At 60.3% G+C, this 17923-nt stretch carries 20 protein-coding genes and 1 tRNA gene; 1 reads left to right on the top strand and 20 read right to left on the bottom strand.

Translation table 11 applies throughout. The features are described 5' to 3' along the window. Positions 1-8: 8 nt before the first annotated feature. The 15 genes from istB to MBR110_RS00380 form a co-directional block, all read right to left on the bottom strand. A complete protein-coding gene (istB, locus tag MBR110_RS00310; RefSeq protein WP_011881749.1) occupies positions 9-782 on the bottom strand; it encodes an IS21-like element ISBcen13 family helper ATPase IstB in 774 nt (257 codons plus the stop codon). Continuing rightward, complete coding sequence (gene istA / locus MBR110_RS00315; protein ID WP_041494180.1) at positions 779-1807, bottom strand: IS21 family transposase; 1029 nt, start codon at positions 1805-1807, stop codon at positions 779-781. The genes istB and istA overlap by 4 nt, the downstream gene beginning before the upstream one ends. 1141 nt (positions 1808-2948) lie before the next feature. After that, a complete protein-coding gene (locus tag MBR110_RS00320; protein ID WP_181709119.1) occupies positions 2949-4157 on the bottom strand; it encodes a hypothetical protein in 1209 nt (402 codons plus the stop codon). A 106-nt stretch (positions 4158-4263) separates the two neighbouring features. Beyond that, positions 4264-5673 carry a DUF3987 domain-containing protein gene (locus tag MBR110_RS00325; protein ID WP_181709120.1) on the bottom strand — a complete coding sequence of 470 codons (1410 nt, stop codon included), beginning with the start codon at positions 5671-5673 and terminating at the stop codon, positions 4264-4266. Continuing rightward, positions 5673-5975 carry a hypothetical protein gene (locus MBR110_RS00330; protein ID WP_258569959.1) on the bottom strand — a complete coding sequence of 101 codons (303 nt, stop codon included), beginning with the start codon at positions 5973-5975 and terminating at the stop codon, positions 5673-5675. The genes MBR110_RS00325 and MBR110_RS00330 overlap by 1 nt, the downstream gene beginning before the upstream one ends. 26 nt (positions 5976-6001) lie before the next feature. After that, positions 6002-6292 carry a helix-turn-helix transcriptional regulator gene (locus MBR110_RS00335; RefSeq protein ID WP_181709121.1) on the bottom strand — a complete coding sequence of 97 codons (291 nt, stop codon included), beginning with the start codon at positions 6290-6292 and terminating at the stop codon, positions 6002-6004. A 164-nt stretch (positions 6293-6456) separates the two neighbouring features. Next, complete coding sequence (locus MBR110_RS00340) at positions 6457-7467, bottom strand: hypothetical protein (RefSeq protein WP_181709122.1); 1011 nt, start codon at positions 7465-7467, stop codon at positions 6457-6459. Positions 7468-7483: 16 nt separating this feature from the next. Further along, positions 7484-8701 (bottom strand): tyrosine-type recombinase/integrase, encoded by a 1218-nt coding sequence (locus MBR110_RS00345; RefSeq protein ID WP_176315611.1) that lies wholly within the window; start codon positions 8699-8701, stop codon positions 7484-7486. Between the two features lie 195 nt (positions 8702-8896). Then, a tRNA-Thr gene (locus MBR110_RS00350) sits at positions 8897-8972 on the bottom strand. Positions 8973-8991: 19 nt separating this feature from the next. Then, positions 8992-9498 carry a ClpXP protease specificity-enhancing factor gene (locus tag MBR110_RS00355; protein WP_011883070.1) on the bottom strand — a complete coding sequence of 169 codons (507 nt, stop codon included), beginning with the start codon at positions 9496-9498 and terminating at the stop codon, positions 8992-8994. Between the two features lie 71 nt (positions 9499-9569). Next, a complete protein-coding gene (locus MBR110_RS00360) occupies positions 9570-10181 on the bottom strand; it encodes a glutathione S-transferase N-terminal domain-containing protein (RefSeq protein WP_006400565.1) in 612 nt (203 codons plus the stop codon). 94 nt (positions 10182-10275) lie between these two features. Further along, a complete protein-coding gene (locus MBR110_RS00365; RefSeq protein ID WP_011883069.1) occupies positions 10276-11034 on the bottom strand; it encodes a cytochrome c1 in 759 nt (252 codons plus the stop codon). Between the two features lie 21 nt (positions 11035-11055). Continuing rightward, positions 11056-12438: a cytochrome b gene (locus MBR110_RS00370; RefSeq protein ID WP_011883068.1), complete on the bottom strand. Its 1383-nt coding sequence runs from the start codon at positions 12436-12438 to the stop codon at positions 11056-11058. Continuing rightward, positions 12438-13058 carry a ubiquinol-cytochrome c reductase iron-sulfur subunit gene (gene petA, locus MBR110_RS00375; protein ID WP_011883067.1) on the bottom strand — a complete coding sequence of 207 codons (621 nt, stop codon included), beginning with the start codon at positions 13056-13058 and terminating at the stop codon, positions 12438-12440. The genes MBR110_RS00370 and petA overlap by 1 nt, the downstream gene beginning before the upstream one ends. Positions 13059-13277: 219 nt before the next feature. Beyond that, positions 13278-14024, bottom strand: coding sequence for a Nif3-like dinuclear metal center hexameric protein (locus MBR110_RS00380; protein WP_011883066.1), 747 nt, complete (start codon positions 14022-14024; stop codon positions 13278-13280). A gap of 21 nt (positions 14025-14045) precedes the next feature. Here MBR110_RS00380 and MBR110_RS00385 point away from each other — a divergent pair, with 21 nt between their 5' ends. Continuing rightward, positions 14046-15254 (top strand): Do family serine endopeptidase, encoded by a 1209-nt coding sequence (locus MBR110_RS00385; protein ID WP_011883065.1) that lies wholly within the window; start codon positions 14046-14048, stop codon positions 15252-15254. Positions 15255-15399: 145 nt separating this feature from the next. On the opposite strand, the gene tatC is transcribed toward MBR110_RS00385, so the two are convergent. From tatC to MBR110_RS00410, 5 genes are all read right to left on the bottom strand, one after another. Continuing rightward, a complete protein-coding gene (gene tatC / locus MBR110_RS00390; protein WP_011883064.1) occupies positions 15400-16182 on the bottom strand; it encodes a twin-arginine translocase subunit TatC in 783 nt (260 codons plus the stop codon). A 41-nt stretch (positions 16183-16223) separates the two neighbouring features. Further along, the gene (gene tatB / locus MBR110_RS00395) at positions 16224-16757 is read right to left on the bottom strand and encodes a Sec-independent protein translocase protein TatB (protein ID WP_011883063.1); all 534 of its coding nucleotides are present in this window, start codon (positions 16755-16757) and stop codon (positions 16224-16226) included. A 26-nt stretch (positions 16758-16783) separates the two neighbouring features. Further along, a complete protein-coding gene (tatA, locus tag MBR110_RS00400) occupies positions 16784-17014 on the bottom strand; it encodes a Sec-independent protein translocase subunit TatA (protein ID WP_006751795.1) in 231 nt (76 codons plus the stop codon). A gap of 94 nt (positions 17015-17108) precedes the next feature. Further along, a complete protein-coding gene (locus MBR110_RS00405) occupies positions 17109-17474 on the bottom strand; it encodes a histidine triad nucleotide-binding protein (protein WP_011546602.1) in 366 nt (121 codons plus the stop codon). A 28-nt stretch (positions 17475-17502) separates the two neighbouring features. Further along, entirely contained in the window at positions 17503-17895 is a 393-nt protein-coding gene (locus tag MBR110_RS00410) for a DUF4870 family protein (protein WP_011883061.1), read from the bottom strand. Between the last annotated feature and the right edge of the window lie 28 nt (positions 17896-17923).

Genomic DNA, 17923 nt, shown 5'->3' on the forward strand with positions numbered 1-17923 from the left:
GCCAGTCGTTACTTCTTCGATGTCGGGACGTGCCCGGCTTTGCGTTGCTGTTTCAGTCTGTAGCTGTCTCCTTTGATCTGGATGATGTGGGCATGGTGGAGGATGCGGTCGAGCATCGCTGCAGTGAGGGTGGTGTTGCCGCCGAAGGTTTCGTCCCACTGCGCAAACGGCAGGTTGCTGGTCAGGATCATCGAGCCACGCTCGTAGCGCTTGGCGACGATCTGGAAGAAGTGACTGGCCTGATCGCCCGAGAGCGGTAGATAGCCGATCTCATCGACGATGAGCAGCCTCGGGCCGAGAATGTTGTGCCGAAGAACGGCGTCGTATCGCTCCTGTCGGCGTGCAGCCTCGAGCTGTAACATCAGATCCGCCGCCGTGATGAACTTCGTCTTGATGCCGGCCTGCGTCGCTGCATATCCGATGGCGATCGCGAGGTGCGTCTTGCCCACGCCCGACGGACCAAGCAACACGGCGTTCTCGCCTCGCTCGATGAAGCGTAGCGTGGCAAGCTCGTCGATTGCCTCGCGCGGGACCCCGACGGCGAAGCTGTAGTCGTAGTCATCCAGTGTCTTGATGGCGGGAAACCCGGCCATGCGCACCAGTGTTTGCCGCGAACGAACTTGCCTCGTCTCTCGTTCGTGCGCGAGCGCGTTCTCGAGGAAGTCGAGGAAACTCCATTGCTTGGCCGCCGCGTCGCTGGCCAGAGCGACGTATCGGTGCATGAGTCCCTCGAGCTTCAGGCTTTGGCAGTGCCCGTCGATGCGTTCCTGCTGCAAGTTCATGCGCGCACCTCGGTCAGTAATTGCTGGTAGACGGACAACGGGTGCTGGATCGACATCGCGGGATCAACGCGCGGCCGAGCGACGGCGCGAGCCGGCAATCGGGGCAATGTGTAGCCAGGCATATCGAGCAAGCAAGCCCGTTCTCGTTGCTCCAACAGAATCGCGGGTGCCTGCCCGGTAACCGGATGCACGCGCTGGTTGGCCACGTCGCGCAGCCATTTACTCACCTCGACGTTCGCAGTCGCGGCATCGAGCATCAAGCCGGATTGTTTAAGCTGGCTTGCCAGCGGCACATAGAAATTGCCGCGCAGATAGCGGTGGAATCGCTCGACCTTGCCCTTGGTCTGCGCGCGGTACGGTTGGCACAATCTGGGCAGGAAGCCGTACCGCTTGGCCAGATCGAGCAGGCCGGCGTGCCAGCGATGTTGGCCGTCGCCATAAGCATCGCGTTCGACAACGATGGTCTTGGCGTTGTCGTAAAGGATCTCGCGAGGAATGCCACCCAAGGCTTCGAACAGCGCATGATGACAGGCAACCAGCGTCTCGGCGCGTTCATCGGTGGTGAAGTGTGCCCAGCGCCAACGACTGAAGCCGAGCGTGGCGGTGAAGGCGTAAAGCGGGTCGGTGCCTCGTCGGAAGACAACGAAATCGCACTGCATCTGCCGACCGGGCTCGGTCTCGAACCTTACGACTGGATCGGGCTTCGGCATGGGCTTATGCGTGTTCATGAAAGCCTGCAGGCTTCGCAGTTGGCCCTCGTAGCCGCGCGCCCGCAACTCGCGCAGCAGCGCCGGCGCTGCGATGATCTCCGGTGCTGCGGCCCTCATGCGCTCGATGATGTACGCCTCGAACGCTCCGAGCTTGGTTGGCCGCGGTTCACGCGGCTTGTAGCGCGGCACTTCCTCAGCCGACAGGTACCGCGCCACCGTGTTGCGAGAAATGCCCAGGCGCCGCGCGATCTCGCGCTCCGATACGCCTTGGGCTTTGAGCACATGGATTTGCATCCACTGTTCCTTCTGGAGCATCGCCAGCCTTTGCGCGCAAAAGGCTGACTGTACTGAAAGGTGGCTTAGATTTACTTCGCGCGAAGTGGCTCATTATTACTTTGCGCCCAACACCTAGTAGCCTTCTGGCCACCTTGCCGATTCGTCTCAATCGTGAATCCAGTCTGATCTGTTTTCTCGATGGCCTGTACGAACCCCTCAATATTCTGCAAAGATCCGGTGATCGATCTGTCGTGTTCATCTTGAACCGCCAATACAGAGCCTGGATTCGTATCATGGCTTGCATTATCGGTTACTGTCACGATTGGACTATGTGCATCCTGTCCGAGAGACGATGCCTTGCTCGACGGACGCTTCGATAGCGTCGTTGCTGGTCTCTTTGCTGTTTCGATGATCTTGTGTGATCGATATGCGCGCTTAATAGGGGTATGAGTTTGCTTGTTCATGCTGAGTCACGTATCAGATAGATTGCTTGTGGTTAATAGTTGATAAATATTTCTATTACATAGGAAGCAATAGGCAAGACATTTACAAAGACGAGCGTTGCCTACGAACAGAAAGTTCGATAGCGCGGAAATCGTAGGAAACACTTTTACTTGCCCGCATACAGACTTATGCAGCCTGTAAAAATTTACAGAGACATCACCGATCGAACACGCTCCAGCCGATCCCAGCCATCAATTCCCATACCGTCAACGAGACGGGCATGACTGGACTGATGCATGTCGAAAGAGACTCGGGATCAGTGCAGCGCATAGCGACAAGCGCATGTCCGAAGAACGCGGCTGTGCGAATTTAGGCAAGATCGTTGGAACCCTGCCGAGCGGCATACGGTTGATCTGTGAGGGGATCGCTACGCAGAAACCAGTCGAGAAATTTCTGCAGAACGGTTCCGATATGCGACGTCATCGCGTATACGCACGGACAGCAATTTTTTTGCACAAAATCTGCGCCGAATTCTGCAAATCCTAATGCACCAGCTTCCTTCGATACCCCGCATGTCGCAGTTTCGGCACTTGCCGTCCGCTGGTTTTATCACGATCAGATGTTTTTACAAATCAATATGTTAGCCACTTTGGATATTGATTTCCGAGCGAATAAGCTATGCGTGCTAGCCGTGTCAGTCCATGATCGCTGCCGCAACGGCGGGTCGGGATAGGCGTCACGATTGGCGATTGGGCATGCCAAAGTACGGACCTTTCGGCTCATTTTTCAGACGCACCAAAGCCCGACGCCTGGCCAGATAGCCAAGCGTTTCAGTGAGCCTTTGACGCCCCGCCAGATCATCGGCACGCACCTCGCCATCCACCCAATCCGGACCGTAGAAGCCGACGATTTTGTCGCCTCGCTGATAGCATCCCAGCCCTCCGGTTGCCCTCTCTACCCAGTACACTCCCACCTGGTCAGCGTGATCCTGAAGGGCGGTACGGGCCTGCGTGGCTTCTACCCGTTTGTCGTCGAGTACCTTGTGCAAGGCAACGGTACTAAACAGCAATGTGAGATGTAGGGCATACCCGCCATCCAGCGTCGGGAGGATCGACCATACGTACCCTGGATCTTCGGTGAACAGGGCCGGCTTCCGTCTCATGCAATCGAAGAACTTCGCCCGGCATGCTCGCAGTCCCCGAAGATCATTGTGCTGGCCCTCGACAGTGGCTAGGACGAGATTAGAACGTGTCCAAGCGTGGAATAACGAGAAGTGCTGTACCGTCAAAGTGCCGTGCTTCGCGAACAGGCCGTCAAGGTATGAATTCAGGTTTGGAACGTTCTCGTCGCTACCCAGATTCCAATTATGCAGCTCGCGCCGCATCAGGTTCCTGGCCCGCATTTCTTGCCGGAATCGCGCAACAAAATCGTTATAAATTTCAGCCCGGATCCTTCCTTGAGAGACAATTCGATTGAGATCTAGCCCGCGGCCAATGTAGTCCCGGATGGGATGCCGGTCGAACAGATCCAGCAACAGCCGAATATGCGGCGCGAAGAGCAACTGGTTGACCGCAGAGTGTGTAGGAGAAGGGAATGCGCTACGGTTGGAAAACTGCTGTATTTGATCTGCCAATTTACGTGCAGCCGGGTTCGACACATTCGGGGACGCGGTCTTTGGAAACCCTATGACTGGAACAGTATAGGGTGGCCCGGGCGTATCAATGACCGGCTCGCGCCACGTGCGTTTCACGACCCGGATCTGGAACGGATCGTCAGTGGTTTGTAGCATCGCCCAGATGAAACGATCGAGATTCGTGAGTGCGTCTAGATCAGCGTATGTCGCGCCCTCAATCGGCGCAAGAAAATTCAGGCAGCGGGCGATGTGGCGGCGGAATTTGTCATCGATTCGGTATGCCGGCATTGCGACCGATTTTGGCGAGGTCATGATGGTACACGGTCAATCAGATGATCGAATTTCTGCGCAGCATAGCTGCGACATGCAGTGAGAAAGAACCCCATCCGTCTGACGGCGGATGGGGCGTATAGAACGCTCAAACCAGATCCGTCAAGTCACCGTAGCCGCCAGGCAAATAGCCTGCTTGCGGCATTATCAGTTCAAGCTTGATAACCCGGCGACCATGCTCGATACGCGGCACAACCTGAGCGAATCCGGCCCCGCAGATCGACGTGATTGCCGATTTCATCTGCGCGCGACTCCACCCAAAATTGGGGGCCAGCGCCACGATGTCAGCTTCGCGCCAACTTAGCGACTGCATCCCAGATTGTCGCGCCTGGTTGCAGAGCACATCCAGTAAACGCTGGCCACGCAGCACCTCTTCCGGCGGCGCCTTCGGCGGGAAAACCGTCGCCAGCCAGCTCGCCCCGAAGTATTCCGCAATTGTCACCGCCCGAGTCATCGTGTCGGGCAATACTGGGCCGGGATAGCGCTCGAAAACGTGCATGCACCCGGCAATCCGACGAGCGTTAGCGACCAGACGAACGACAAATACCGTCGCGTCGCGCGGCGACAGTACAGCGCTCGCCATGAATCGAAAGCGCCCCTGTGCTTGTCGCAGGATCTGCTCGGCTCCCGACTCCACCTCGATCTCGGGCAGTTGACTCGCCGACATCGACTGGAGCTTGTGCCGTGCACTTGCGATCAGCTCGACGATCCGCTGGTCGTAATCGAGAAGCGCATACTCTGGCTGCTGCCCACCTGCCCCTTCGATCGCAAGCTCATCGGTTTCGATCATGAGGAGCCGGAACAGGTAGCCTGACGCCATCGCGTCCTGAGCATACCGATCGAGCCACTTACGATGCGCGTCGTCCTGCACATTGACGCAGGTGACAAAAATCGCGCTATCCACGGCATGCTCGACAAGCGCATCATCGTCGTCATCGGCGCGGTCGAACGACGGCACATTACTGTCATATAGGTCGCTCAAGTCTTGGAAAGAGCGGCTTAGCGGACCGGCCAGATAGCCGCGGCCTTCGGGCATGCTGAACATGGTCAGAACCGAGCCTGCACGAATCTTGCGCAGCAGCGTCGGGGGCCGCACGTTGTCGAACAGCCATCGCTTTTCCCAGCCTTTCATAGCCTCGACAATCGGCGCATTGAGTCGATCATGGGCCGCCGACTTGCCACTCAAACGAGCGCCGGCGAACTGGATGTGCAGACTGAGCGGCGTAGCCCGGCCACTTCGATCTCGGATACGAGCGTTGCCGGAAGCCGCGAAAGATACCTTGCCCAGGGTGTTGGCCAAAATAGCACCGTAGCCAGCCCCATGGATGGCATGGCATTCGCAAGCCGCTCGGTACAAGCCCGGAGTCAATGCTTGGATCGCCTGCCAGATCGACGGAGCGCTGGAACCGGACTGAGGAACACGGAGATATTGCGGGAAAAAGCCCTGTTGGAACGGCAAGGGCATAATGCCCCCGCCCGCGTAGGCGGAGGCATTCATCACGCGCCCTCCGTTTTCTTCGATTTCTTGGCAGTATAGTCCGGCACCGGATCACCACGGCGCGTTGCTTCTGCTGCAAGCAGATTATCGAATTGATCGTAGGTGAGCGGCAGACCATACTCGGCGAGCTGATCCAAAATCTGGCGCTTCGATACATCGCGATCGAGTCGGCCGAGGATCACATCGTACAAACCCGCGAACAATGCTTCGCGCTCACGCTCGCGCTTGGCCTTGGAGGACTCCAGTGCACCAATGGCCTTCTTCAGGGCATCGACATCGACCTTGTCAATTTCGGGGGACATTTTCTTAGCCACGTTCGCCCCACCCATTACGCCGCAGCGCTCAGTTGAGCACGCGAGGCCAGCCATGCATCAACCTCGTGCTCGTAAAATCCCACCGTGCGCTGGGTCAGCGCGATCTTGCGCGGAAACGTCGAGTCGGTGCCCATGAGCACATACAGCGTCGCGCGGGACAAGCCGATACGCGAAACCAGATCCTTGACTCGGAGAACGCGCAACGACGTGTTGGGCTGGTGAGCTACGGAGTTCACGTCGATAGACGTGCCGCAGCGGCGGGGTATGGGACGCACCTGATTGGCGCCCGGGACTAGCTTGGTCATCGAGACCCTCCTGAATAAAGGCAGACGGATCATCGAAGCCCGCCCACCGGGTTACGGCCAACGCCGCATCGGTGGACATCGTTCTATTTACATCGTGTTGTAACCATAGGCTTGCTCAGATGCTGATAGACATTGCCGAACGCAGGGGAATTTTCAACGAATTTTCATCTCTTCCGGGAAAATGCATTTTCTAGCGTTGCATGCTTTTCTTTCGTAGGTCGCCCCCGCGAACCCTTCTTGGGCCAGCCAAACTTTTGCGCCCACTGACTTATCTTACGAGGCTTGATGCCGAACTTCTCCGCTGTCACCTTCGCGGTATGACCTTGCAGGTAGTAGGCTTTTACTTTCGATCTCAGTTCCGCTTCGTCATCGGAAACTTCTTTCACCGAGATTTGCAAGCTACCCAGATAAGCAATTGCAGCCTGCCGAGGAATATAAGCCTCAAGCTCCAGGGAATTAACACGATGACGATCGGCATCGCAGGCACTGAGTCGACCGTCTCTTACGGCTTCCGCAAGCTCCACCTCCCTACGGGCGCTGTGCGCGTCTTGACGTTGTAGTACTACTTGCTCATTGACGAGATCAGGCACCCAGTTAAGCCCAGCAGTCTTGGCGTGCTGACAAAAAGCCAGAAGAAACTCATCATCCCGCCCTTTTGGCAAGGGCCACGTCAAAGTCGGCAAATCACCCAGAATCCCCTCAAGCAAGCGGTGTTCCTCCACCGATAATCTGCTCGGGATACCGTATGTCCGTAGGCTGATCTCCGTATCCGAATTTCCGCACTTTGCTTGGTTTGCCTTGTCATAAATCTGCCCCTCTTTCAGGTCAACAACTGACCGCTCCTTGGCCATAGCCGTGGCATGCACTGCACGCCCACCCACGTACGTGCTTGGATGCAGTTCTTCCGGGAGTTCAATCGTTGTTTGAGCGTTTTCGGGCGATTCTGACCAATACCGTTTTACAGGAATGAACCGCGTCTTTGTCGAACTCGCTGCTGGCATTGAAGGCACCGGTACATCGTCTGGCAAAACTGCCCAAGCGCGCTTTCCTATGATGCACTGCATACCTATTGCACCCACCTCGATCATCGGGTGGACAGCCTCAGAAATTGCACGAGCAAATGCACGCCACTCGATCAAATCACCTTCGGGCAGAACAACAATCACATCCGGCATACATCCCCCCATCCTCTCAAGCTGCTTCGCCACCAAGCTGTACCGCGTCAGCCCCTTCTTTCAGTTTGTCCAGATAATCTGCCCATATCTGCATCATGACTTTACGTTCCTTAATGAACTTTGTGCGGTTATAGGCTTTCCCAAGCGTATCGGGAACAGCATGGGCAAGCTGATGCTCGATCACCTCGGGTTTCTGCTCCAGCTCTTCATGAAGAATCGTGCGAGCCATCGCTCGGAAACCATGGCCCGTGATTTCGGTTCGGGTGTCGTAGCCCAAGCGCCGAAGAGCAGCATTGATCGCGGCATCGCTCATCGGGCGCTGAGCCGAACGAGCGCCCGGAAAGACATAACGCCCATTGCCGGTGAGTGCCTGAAGCTCTCGCAAAATCTGAACAGCTTGGGCTGCGAGCGGAACCAGATGCTCAGTTTTGGTCTTCGTGACAAGGTATCGCCACTCGCCCTTATCGAGATCAAACTGAGCCCATTCGGCCTTGCGCAACTCGCCAGGTCGAGTAAACAACATGGGCGCAAGCTTGAGCGCACAAAGGACAGGAAACGTACCGGAAAACCCGTCGAATGCCCGAAGCATGGCACCAACCTTCGCTGGCTCGGTAATCGAAGCGAAGTGCGTTGTCTGCGCCGGTGGAATGGCATTAACTAAATCGCGAGCCGGGTCAAACTTACAATAGCCTTCTTTGATTCCATAGCGGAATGCGCGACTGATCTCACCACGGACCTTGTGAGCCGTGAAACGGGCACCACGACTGTCGATCCGCTTAAGGACCGTCAGCACTTCAGGCGCATCGATTTCCGCTACCGGTCGTTTGCCGATCCACGGGAAAACATCCTTCTCGAAACGAGCCTTGGTCTTCGCCATCGACCCAGCCGTGACATACGGCTTGAGTTCCTCCATCCAGCCAAGTGCAACCGCCTCGAAAGAATTGGTCGCGGCCAAAAGGGCGGCCCGCTTATCAGCCTTCTTCGCTTCGCCAGGATCGACACCAGCCGCAAGTTTCTTCCGGGCGTCGTCACGCTTCTCCCGAGCAACCGCTAACGAAACATCCGGATAAACACCCAACGCTAGCCGCTTCTCTTTGCCCAGAAAACGGTATTTGAGCCGCCAGTATTTCCCGCCGGACGGTGAAATCTCAAGGTACATGCCGCCGCCATCAGCAAGGCGGTACGGCTTTTCACGGGGAGAGGCTTTGCGAACAGCAATGTCAGTCAACGGCATAAGGCACCTACCTTACAACGCCAGGGGGCATTTTTCGCGGGGGCATTACCGTGAAGCAAAAATTCCCCCGGTAGTGCCCCCACATGCCCCCGGATTCTAGCGGGCACCGTTAGACAACATCGGAATAAAAAAACCCGCGAAGCCTTATGCTATCACGGGTTTCAAGATTTCCAAGGACGCCCTTGGATAGGTAATTGGTGCCGGCTGCAGGACTCGAACCCGCCACCTGATGATTACAAATCAACTGCTCTACCAGATGAGCTAAGCCGGCGTAAGCCCGCGATTCTACCTCATTTCACGATCTTGAGGCGAGGTCTGCTACCGCCTTTCGAGCCGTCGCCGTCGGTGTTCGGCGGCTCGTCGGCGCCTTCGGACGGCTCCTCGTTCGCCCCGCTTTCAGCGACCGGCGTCAACGGCGACGCAGCGTCGTCGCTCGGCGTGCCCTCGTCTTCGGCCACGCCCGAATCCTCGCCCTCGCCCGCCACCGCATCGACCTGGAACGCCATCCCCTGCCCGTTTTCCCGCGCATAGATCGCGAGCACGTTGGCCACCGGAATCTCGATCTTGTGCGCCTTCCCGGAAAACCGGGCGGTGAACTCGATCCACTCGTTACCCATCTGCAACTGGCTCGTGGCCTCGAAGCTGATGTTGAGCACGATCTCGCCGTCACGCACGAACTGGCGCGGCACGCGCGTCGACTGGTCGACCCTCACCGCGATATGCGGCGTGTATCCGTTATCGGTGCACCACTCGTAAAGCGCGCGCAACAGATAAGGCTTCGTTGAAATCTCTTGCATCACAATCCTCGAACCCGGAGCGGGCACGCGGCACGCCGCGCCGCCCGCTCCGTCATGCACTCATTGCACCATCAGCGACGCATGACCTTTTCGGACGGCGTCAGTGCTTCGATATACGCGGGACGGCTGAAGATCCGCTCGGCATACTTCATCAGCGGCGCAGCGTTCTTCGACAGCTCGATGCCGTAGTGATCCAGACGCCACAGCAGCGGCGCGATCGCGACGTCGAGCATCGAGAACTCCTCGCCGAGCATGTACTTGTTCTTCACGAAGATCGGCGCAAGCTGCGTCAGGCGATCGCGGATCGCAAGACGCGCCTTCTCGTGATTCTTCTCCGCTGCCTTGCCCTTCTCGTTCTCGAGCGTGCTGACGTGAACGAACAGCTCCTTCTCGAAGTTCAGCAGGAACAGGCGCGCGCGTGCGCGCTGCACCGGGTCGGCCGGCATCAGTTGCGGATGCGGGAAGCGCTCGTCGATGTATTCGTTGATGATGTTCGATTCGTACAGGATCAGATCGCGCTCGACCAGAATCGGCACCTGACCGTACGGGTTCATCACCGAGATGTCTTCCGGCTTGTTGAACAGGTCGACGTCACGAATTTCGAAGTCCATGCCCTTCTCGAACAGCACCAGCCGGCAACGCTGGGAGAACGGGCAAGTTGTGCCGGAATACAGAACCATCATATTTGCGTTTCCTCAAAAAAGCCGAGGGCCGGCACGCGGCGCAACCCCTTTCACGGGTTCCGCCTTGCGCCGGCCCCACGCCGGTCAGGCGTGTTTACTTGATATCTTTCCAATACGCGGCATTGAGCCGCCAGGCCAGGAAAGTCAGGACGCCGAGAAAGATCAGCACCCACACGCCGAGGCGTTTGCGGGTCTGCTGAGCCGGCTCGGACATCCACGTCATATACGCCACCAGGTCGGCCACCGCAGCATCATAATCCGGCGACGACAGTGTCCCCGGTGTGACTTGCTGGAAGCCGACGAGCGTATGGACCTTCTCGCCCGTCTCCTCGTTCGTCTTGTCTTCGAATTTGGCAGTGCGCTGCCCCTGCAGCTGCCACAACACATGGGGCATGCCGACGTTCTCGAACACCGCGTTGTTCCAGCCGGTCGGCCGCGTATCGTCGCGGTAGAAACTGCGCAGATACGTATACAGCCAGTCGCGGCCGCGCGCCCGCTCCTCGACAGACAGGTCGGGCGGCATGGTGCCGAGCCAGTTCTTCGCGTCTTCGGGCCGCATCGCGACGGACATCGTGTTCCCGACCTTGTCGGTCGTGAACAGGAGATTCTTTTCGATCTCCTTCTGGGATATGCCCAGATCCGTCAGACGGTTGTAGCGCATCAGGTTCGCGCTGTGGCAGTTCAGGCAATAGTTTACAAACAATTGCGCGCCGTGCTGAAGCGAAACGAGATTTTCCGTGTTATCGGGCGCCCGGTCGAGCGGAAAATTACCTTCCGCGCGCACGGCCGGCGCCGCAAGCAGCGCCACGGCCGTCGCACCGATCAGCGCGAGCGTCGAAAGCAGTTTCTTCATGTCGTTCTCTCCTCGCTCACGTTAATGGGGCTTGAAGCGCACCCGTTCCGGCGGCTGCTTGAACGTGCCAAGCGGCGTCCAGACCGGCATGCCGAGGAAGAACGCGAAGTAGATCAGCGCACAGCCCTGCGCAATCAGCGTTGCAGCCGGCGACGGCGGCCGCGTGCCGAGGAACGCCAGCGTCAGGAACGCCGCGACGAAGATCCCGAGGAACACCTTGTGGAACAGCGGCCGGTAGCGGATCGACTTCACCGGGCTGCGGTCGAGCCACGGCAGGAAGAACAGCGTGATCACCGCCGAGCCCATCACGACGACGCCCCAGAACTTCGATTCGGTCAGGAACATGAACACGACGATCGCCGCGGCCAGCACCGGCAGGCCGAGCTTCCACTTGCCGCGCGCGCGCACCAGCGCGAGCACGCCGAGCAGCGCGATCACGATCATCAGCACGATCTTGAACGGGTCGGTGGTCGCGCGCAGCATCGCGTAGAACGCGGTGAAGTACCAGACCGGCGCGATCTCCGGCGGCGTCTGCAGCGGGTTCGCGGGGACGAAGTTGTTCGACTCCAGGAAGTAGCCGCCCATCTCCGGCGCGAAGAACACGATCAGCGCGAACACCATCAGGAACACGCAGACGCCGAAGAAATCGTGCACCGAGTAATACGGATGGAACGGGATGCCGTCGAGCGGAATGCCGTTTTCGTCCTTCTTCGCCTTGATCTCGATGCCGTCCGGATTGTTGGACCCGACCTCATGCAGCGCGACGAGGTGCGCGACGACGAGGCCCACCAGCACGAGCGGAATCGCAATCACGTGGAATGCGAAGAAGCGGTTCAGCGTGACGTCGGACACCACATAATCGCCGCGGATCCACAGCGACAGGTCCGGGCCGACGAACGGGATCGCCGAGAACAGGTTCACGATCACCTGCGCGCCCCAGAACGACATCTGGCCCCACGGCAGCAGATAGCCGAAGAACGCCTCGGCCATCAGGCACAGGAAGATCGCGCAGCCGAAGATCCACACGAGCTCGCGCGGCTTGCGATACGACCCGTACATCAGCCCGCGGAACATGTGCAGGTACACGACGACGAAGAACATCGACGCGCCGGTCGAGTGCATGTAGCGGATCAGCCAGCCCCACGGCACTTCACGCATGATGTACTCGACCGACGCGAACGCCAGCATCGAGTCGGGCTTGTAGTTCATCGTCAGGAAGATGCCCGTGACGATCTGGTTGACGAGCACCAGCAGCGCGAGCGAGCCGAAGAAGTACCAGAAGTTGAAGTTCTTCGGCGCGTAGTACTCGGAAACGTGCTTCTTCCAGGTGGACGTGAGCGGGAAGCGCTGGTCGATCCAGCCGGTGACACCTGTCGTGGACACTTCGTTGTTGTCGGCAGCCATCACGCTTCTCCTTTCTCGTCCTTGCCGATCACGAGGGTCGTCGCCGACGTGAACATATAGGGCGGGATGTCGAGATTCTGAGGCGCCGGCTTGTTCTTGAACACGCGGCCGGCGAGGTCGTAGGTCGAACCGTGACACGGGCAGAGGAAGCCGCCCGGCCAGTCGTCCGGCAGGTTCGGCTGCGGACCGGGCGTGAAGCGTTGGCTTGGCGTGCAGCCGAGGTGCGTACACACGGCCATCACGACGAGAATGTTCTTGCGATCGGCCCGCGCGCGATACTCGTTCGCACAATACGCGGGCAGCGGCATCGAATAGGGGGATTTCGAGGTCGGGTCGGCCACTTCCTTGTCGGCCTTGACGACGTCGGCCAGCATGTCGTCGGTGCGGTTCAGGATCCACACCGGCTTGCCGCGCCACGGCACGGTGACCATCTCGCCGGGCTTCAGGTTGCTGATGTCGACCTCGACCGGCGCGCCGGCCGCTTTCGCTTTCGCGGACGGCGCAAGCGACGCCGCGAAAGGTATGACGGTGGCTACGCCTCCCACGCCACCTGCTACGGATGTCGCAATCAGCCAGGTACGGCGGCCGCTGTCGACGCGTTTGTCTTCCTTGTCTCGCATCACACGCCCCACTTCTGAGTTGGATTTTCCGTCACGACTTTGCATTCCGCCGCTAGTGTGCGCGAATGGAGTCGCCATTTACAAGGCCCGGAGACGAAAATCCCTTCGAAGTAATTGATAGTTAAGGGTTTTCCCCCACTATCGGAGCAATTAAATCATTTCACTTTTAAGCGCCTGCTTCATTGTGAAAATTCGATGCACCGCCGCAAAATCCGCGATTCAAACCGGATTATGAATATCGATAAAAAGGTGCTCGATATCGAATTCCTCCGACAAGTGGCGGCCCAGCGCCTGGACGCCGTAGCGCTCGGTCGCATGGTGCCCCGCCGCAACGAACGCGACGCCGCTCTCGGCGGCCGCGTGCGTGGTCGATTCCGACACCTCGCCGGTCAGGAACACGTCGGCGCCCGCGTCGATCGCCGCGTCGAAATAGCTCTGCGCGCCGCCGGTGCACCACGCGACACGGCGCACCTGCATGTCGGAATCGCCGAGCACGAGCGGCGTGCGTCCGAGCGTGTTCTCGACCTTCGCGACGAAGTGCTCGAGCGTGACGGGCATCGGCAGCGTGGCCATCCAGCCGAGCTCGCCGTCGCCGAAACGCTGGTCGCCGATCAGCCCGAGCTTCTCGCCGAGCTGCGCGTTGTTGCCGAACAGCGGGTGCGCGTCGAGCGGCAGGTGGAACGCGAACAGGTTCAGGTCGTTCGCGAGCAGCAGCTTCAGCCGCCGGTACTTGCGGCCGGTGATCTGCGGCGCCTCGTTGCGCCAGAAGTAGCCGTGATGGACCAGCACGGCGTCGGCGCCCCATTCGAGCGCGGCTTCGAGCAAGGCGACCGAGGCCGTCACGCCGGTGGCGATCTTCTCGATCTTGCGCCGCCCCTCGACCTGGAGGCCGTTCGGGCAATAGTCCTTGAAGCGCGCGGTTTCAAGGGTATTGTTCAAGTACAATTCAAGTTCGATCCGATCCATATAAACCTCTAATCCATTCAGATGCTTAGACGCTTCTGGCTGTTCTTCGCGCAGGCGGTCACCGTACTGCTCGCGCTGATGTTCATCGTCGTGACGCTCAAGCCGCAATGGCTGCAACGGCAAGGACAGCTCGGCAAGCAGCTCGCCACGCCGATCGTCGCGCTGCGGGAAGTTGCGCCGGGCATCGGCGGCGGTCCGGCGACCACGTCGTACGCGGAAGCCGCGCAAAAGGCGATGCCCGCCGTCGTCAACGTGTTCTCCAGCAAGGACGGCTCGTTGCCGCCCGATCCGCGCGCGAAGGATCCGCTGTTCCGCTATTTCTTCGGCGATCGCAACAACGCCCGCAAGCAGCAGGACGAACCGGCCGCCAACCTCGGCTCCGGCGTTATCGTGAGCCCGGAAGGTTACATTCTAACGAACCAGCACGTCGTCGATGGTGCCGACCAGATCGAAGTCGCGCTCGCCGACGGCCGCACGGCCACCGCGAAGGTGATCGGCAGCGATCCGGAAACCGATCTCGCCGTGCTGAAGATCAACATGACGGACCTGCCGACCATCACGCTCGGCCGTTCGGACCGCTCGCGCGTCGGCGACGTCGTGCTGGCGATCGGCAACCCGTTCGGCGTCGGCCAGACGGTCACGATGGGCATCATCAGCGCGCTCGGCCGCAATCACCTCGGCATCAACACGTTCGAAAACTTCATCCAGACCGACGCGCCGATCAACCCCGGCAACTCGGGCGGCGCGCTCGTCGACGTGAACGGCAACCTGCTCGGCATCAACACCGCGATCTACTCGCGCTCGGGCGGCTCGCTCGGCATCGGCTTCGCGATCCCCGTGTCGACGGCCCGCACGGTGCTCGAAAGCATCATCACGACCGGCTCGGTCACGCGGGGCTGGATCGGCGTCGAGCCGCAGGACGTCACGCCGGAGATCGCCGAATCGTTCGGGCTCCAGCAGAAGTCGGGCGCGATCGTCGCGGGCGTGCTGCAGGGCGGCCCGGCCGACAAGGCCGGCATCAAGCCGGGCGACATCCTGGTCAGCGTGAACGGCGACGACATCACCGACACGACCAAGCTGCTGAATACCGTCGCGCAGATCAAGCCCGGCACGGCGACCAAGGTGCACGTGGTGCGCAAGGGCAAGGAGTTCGACGTGAACGTCGTGATCGGCAAGCGCCCGCCGCCGCCGAAGCAGACCGTCGACGAGCAGGACAGCGACAGCGAATGAACGCGCGCTGGCGGGTCGCAGCCTGCGGCCCGCAGCAGCGGTAAACGACGAAGGGCAGCCATTGGCTGCCCTTTTTGCTTTGTATCGACGTGGATTCGTCGTCCTGAAACCGCATTCGGCGGGCGCTTGGCGCCCGCGCCGCGGCTCAGGTGGCCGTACCGTTTTCCGCTTCCGGTTCCTCGCCGGGCTTCGGCACGAAGAATCGCGCGGCCAGCAGCCCGATCTCGAACAGCACGACGAGCGGCAGCGCGAGCATCAGCTGCGAGAACACGTCCGGCGGCGTGACGACCGCCGAGACGACGAAGGCGCCGACGATCACGTACGGCCGCATTTCCTTCAGCTTCTGCAGCGACAGCACGCCCATCCGCACGAGCAGCACGACGACGATCGGCACCTCGAACGTGACGCCGAACGCGATGAACATCCCGAGCACGAAGCTCAGATAGTTGTCGATATCGGTCGACATCTCGGCGCCGAGCGGCGCGTTGTAGTGCGCCATCACGCGGAAGATGGTCGGGAACACGAGGAAGTACGCGAACGCCATCCCGCACAGGAACAGCACGTAGCTGCTGCCGACGAGCGGCACGACGAGCTTCTTCTCGTGCTGGTACAGGCCCGGCGCGACGAACGCCCAGATCTGGTACAGCACGATCGGCAGCGCGATCACGAGCGCGACGAGCATCGTGACCTTCATCGGCACGAAGAACGACCCGGTGACGTCGGTGACGATCATCCTGCCGCCCTTCGGCAGGTTCTCCATCAGCGGCCGCGCGAGCAGCCGGAAGATGTCGGGCGCCCAGTACACGAGCCCGAGGAACACGACGATCACGGCCAGCCCCGCGCGAATGATGCGATCGCGAAGCTCGACGAGATGGGAAATGAAGGTTTCTTCCGGGGCGTCGCCCGGATTCTGCTGCGGGTCGCTCACGCCGGCCCTCGGTAGGATTGACGAGCGAGCATGCGCTCGGCTCAGAAGAAACGCGTCGGCCGGCGCAGGCTGGCCGGCTGATGGCGCGCGACTCGCGCGGCGCCCGACTGCACGTGCGTGCGGCGGGCCGTCGCGCGCTTGTACCAGACCGGCATGCTCGCCTGCTTCACACGCCAGTTGCGGCGCTTGCGCGCCAGCGCGATCGTGCTGGCGCGCCACGACGACGGCGCGGCGGGCGAATCGCTGCCCGACGTGCCGGCATCGACCGAGCCTTCATGAAGGCCGCCGACCGCGGAATTCCACGTGTCGTTCAGCTCCTTCTCGTGCTCGCGCAGGTTGTCGTGAATGGTCGTCTCGACATTGCGCGCGGCCGCCTCGAAATCGGTCTTCATCGTCCGCAGCGCGTCGAGTTCGATTTCGCGCGAGACCTCGGCCTTCACGTCGTTGATGTACCGCTGCGCGCGGCCGAACAGCGCGCCCGCCGTGCGTGCGACGCGCGGCAGGCGCTCGGGGCCGAGCACCACGAGTGCGACGACGCCGATCAGCGCCATCTTCGAAAGACCGAGATCCAGCATCGCGAATGCCTGTCAGCGTGCCGGCGTTACGCCTTGTTCGAGTCGGAACGCGTCGTTTCCTTCGCGTTGACGTCGACCGTGCCCGTGCGCGGCAGTTGCTGCGCGTCGGCCGGCGTTTCGCCTTCCTTCATGCCGTCCTTGAAACCCTTCACGGCGCTACCGAGGTCGTTGCCGATATTGCGCAGCTTCTTGGTACCGAAAACCAGCGCGACGATCAGCAGCACGATCAGCCAGTGCCAAATGCTCAATCCACCCATGATCAAACCTCTCCTCAACCACGCCGCGTCGCGGCACAAATCGCCGGCGGCGCGCCGGCTTCGACTATCGATGCGGGGAAAACGCCCCGCGACGTCAACCCATCCGCTGCCACGGGCGCGGGCCGGCCAGAATGTGCGCGTGCAGGTGGTAGACCTCCTGCCCGCCGCCCGGGCCCGTATTGATCACCGTGCGAAACCCCGTCTCGCCGCCCGTGTACGCGACGCCCAGCTGATCGGCCAGACGCGCGACCAGCAGCATCAGCCGGCCGAGCATCGGCGCATCGGCTTCGCTCGCCGCCGACAGCGTCGGCAGGTGTCGGCGCGGAATCACCAGCACGTGTGTGTCGGCTGCCGGGCGGATGTCGCGGAACGCGACGAATTCGTCGTCCTCGTGCACTTTCGTGCTCGGGATCTCGCCCGCCGCGATCTTGCAGAACAGGCAATTCGGATCGTGACTCATGTTGCTCCTGCGAAACGCCCGCGCACCGTCAGAGCCAGGCCTGCGGATCGAGCGTCTTGTTGTCGTTCAGGTACAGCCAACCTTTGATGATACGGTACAGCGTCCAGATCCACGTGACAAACATGACGGCAAACCCCACCACGACAAACATCAGCGCGAAGCCGATCACGTACGCGATGAGCGCGCGCCAGAACGTGCGGATCTGCCACTCGAAGTGATCGGCGTACGGCGTGCCGGCCACGTCGTCGCGCTTCACGTAGTTGATGATGATCGCGATGATGCCGGTCACGCCGCCGGTCAGCCAATGAAACGCGTAGAGGCCGTACAGCACGTGCGTCAACGTGCGCAGGCCGTTCAGTCGCTCGGCTTGCGCTGCGTCCGGCACCGACGGTGTCGGAAACTGGCTCGGCGTATCGGTCATGATGCTACCCCCGTCAGATGACAATTCT

The organism is Burkholderia sp. MBR-1 (assembly GCF_013822785.1).
GTDB lineage: Bacteria > Pseudomonadota > Gammaproteobacteria > Burkholderiales > Burkholderiaceae > Burkholderia > Burkholderia vietnamiensis.